Below are 2702 nucleotides of genomic sequence, written 5' to 3' on the forward strand. Positions count from 1 at the left end.
GACAATGCGATCAAATTTTCGCATGAGCATTCGGCAATTGATCTGGTCGTGTACTTCGAAGGCGACAATGTCGTAACCGAAGTGAGGGATACGGGAATCGGGATCAGCGAGGACCACTTGGTCAAAGTGCGCGACCGGTTCTTTCAGGTGGATCCGCTCAACGGCGGCACCGGTCTTGGGCTTGCCATCTCCCAGCAGCTGGTTGAGCTTCATAAAGGAATTTTGCTCATCCAGAGCACGTTGGGGGAGGGGACGACGATCGTCGTGTCCCTGCCTCGGCTGCCGGAGAATACCGCTCAAACGGACGGTGCACCCGAGCTGCCTCCCGCAGACGAGAAACTTTCATGAAGTTCATACACATCAAAGAGCGAACTCCCGGAAAAAAGGAGTTCGCTCTTTGTATATTCACACATATTGTATTAAGAGGATAAGCCTTCGGCACGCAGGCGTCCAGTTTTTTCGTATACATCCTGCAGGAGTCGGGAAGGCTGGGTACGAATGCTTGGTTTCGGCATAACGGTTTCGTAAGGGCCGACTACCGTTACTTGACCCGGCGATCCTTTGATGACCACGCCGTCTTTAATGATCGCTCCTTCGCCAATAATGGCATGCTCGATCTGCACGTTGCGTCCGATCCGGACGTTTGGCATCACGACGCTATCCTTAATCTCGGACATTTTTCCGACTTCGACACCACAGAACATCACGGATTGATGTGCTATGCCGTCCAACGTGCACGTTTCCGAGATCAGGCAGTTGGTCGCCATCACGCTGCGGTTCCGTGTCGATCCGAGCTTCGTACGCCATGGACGGGTGTACATTGGCCATTCACTGTTATGCAGCTTCCAGTCCAGATCGTCGGACAAGAGGTCCATATGTGCTTCCCAAAGGCTGGCAACAGTGCCGACATCTCTCCAATACCCATCAAAGCGATACGCGAACAGTTCATCCTGATCCGCCAGCATCTTCGGAATAATATCCTTGCCGAAGTCATGGCTTGAGGCATCATTCGCGGCGTCCTCCATCAAATGTCTGCGGAGGTACTCCCATTCAAACAAATAGATGCCCATGGATGCCAGGTTACTTTCGGGTTCGGCCGGTTTCTCGGCAAAGTCCGAGATACGAAGCGATTCGTCCACGCTCATGACCCCGAAACGGCTGGCTTCCTCCCAAGGCACCTCCATGACAGAGATGGTGGCTTTGGCGCCGTTCTTTTGGTGAAATTGAAGCATTTGTTTATAATCCATGTGGTAAATATGGTCACCGGACAAAACCAGTACATGCTCCGGTTGGTGACGGTCAATATATTCGATATTTTTATAAATGGCATCAGCAGTTCCTAAGTATTCTGAGGATCCTGTGTTGTAAGAAGGCAGCAGGGTGATTCCGTCCTCTCCATTTTTTTGGAGGCCCCATGGTTCGCCTTCCCCGATATGCAGATGAAGCGATTCTGCCTCGTACTGCGTCAGCACACCGATGGTGTCAATGCCTGAGTTTACGCAGTTACTGAGAGGAAAATCGATAATACGGTAACGACCGCCGAACGGAACAGCGGGCTTTGCCAGTTTCGATGTCAGAGGTGATAATCTGCGCCCTTCACCTCCGGCAAGCAACATGGCGATGCATTCTTTTCTCTTCATGTCGTTTCCTCCCATTCAAAATTGTCAATGTAGTACATAAATAAACGACTATCGCCCATCTGAAACGATTATATTGAAATATCACTGAAAAATTACAATTTTATTTTTCAGCGGTCATTTTTATTTTCATTTTGGCTACAATGGGGTAATGGTTTACATGCACTATATTCCTAAAGCAGGTGATCATTTGGAGAACATGAATAAGGCGCCGGGTCAGCCGCTGTCCGCGGAAGACATCTATTTGTTTCATGAAGGGACCTCCTATCACAGTCACAGGATGTTGGGCGCTCATCCTGCTGTGGAAGAAGGCGAGGAAGGCGTCCGGTTCACCGTCTGGGCGCCCCATGCCCAGGCTGTAGGCTTGGCGGCAGACTGGAACAACTGGAACGGAGAAAAGGATTCTTTATATAAGATACCCGATTCAGGTTTTTGGACTCGCTTTTTCCCCGGAATCCGTTCAGGTACTTTTTACAAATATGACATGACCGGACCTGGCGGAGAACGGTTCCTGAAGGCCGATCCTTATGCGTTTCGGTCGGAGCTTCGCCCTGCTACCGCGTCGGTGGTCACGGATCTTGCCGGATATGTATGGAATGACGGCCCCTGGCGTAGGAAGAGAAAAGCACCTTACCGCAAGCCGCTGAATATATATGAGATCCATTTCGGTACATGGCGGCAGAAAGAGGACGGGACTTTTTATACATACCGGGAAATGGCTGATCTTCTCATTCCTTATTTGAAGGAAATGCACTATACCCATGTCGAGTTTATGCCGCTTGCGGAGCATCCATACGATTTATCTTGGGGATATCAGGGAACCGGCTATTTCGCCGTGACGAGCCGCTATGGGACGCCGCATGACTTTATGTATTTGGTGGACGCCCTGCACCAGGCCGATATCGGCGTCATCCTGGACTGGGTGCCATCCCATTTCGCTAAGGACGCCCACGGACTCCGCCGGTTTGACGGGACACCGCTGTTTGAATACAGCGATGCGTATAAGGCTGAAAACCCGGCTGGGGCACGCTCAGCTTCGACTTCGGCAAACCGGAGGTCCGCTCG

Annotated in this window: 2 protein-coding genes and 1 pseudogene; 2 read left to right on the top strand and 1 reads right to left on the bottom strand. The window is 51.1% G+C overall.

All coding sequences use genetic code 11. From position 1 onward, the window contains the following. On the top strand, positions 1-348 hold a 348-nt coding region (locus CPT76_RS06170; protein ID WP_146116171.1), incomplete at its 5' end, for a sensor histidine kinase. Positions 349-419: 71 nt separating this feature from the next. Here the strand turns inward: CPT76_RS06170 and CPT76_RS06175 are convergent. After that, on the bottom strand, positions 420-1640 hold the full coding sequence (locus CPT76_RS06175; RefSeq protein WP_105442264.1) for a glucose-1-phosphate adenylyltransferase: 1221 nt from the start codon (positions 1638-1640) through the stop codon (positions 420-422). 196 nt (positions 1641-1836) lie between these two features. Between CPT76_RS06175 and CPT76_RS06180 the strand changes: the two are divergent. Beyond that, positions 1837-2702, top strand: a pseudogene (locus CPT76_RS06180) (alpha-amylase family glycosyl hydrolase); the annotation flags it as partial.

This window comes from Paenibacillus sp. AR247, from assembly GCF_002968895.1.
Classification (GTDB): Bacteria; Bacillota; Bacilli; order Paenibacillales; family Paenibacillaceae; genus Paenibacillus_AQ; species Paenibacillus_AQ favisporus.

Excerpts from the sequence above, each read along its gene's own strand:
- CPT76_RS06175 (WP_105442264.1), bottom strand. The coding sequence starts at position 1,640 with ATGAAGAGAAAAGAATGCATCGCCATGTTGCTTGCCGGAGGTGAAGGG.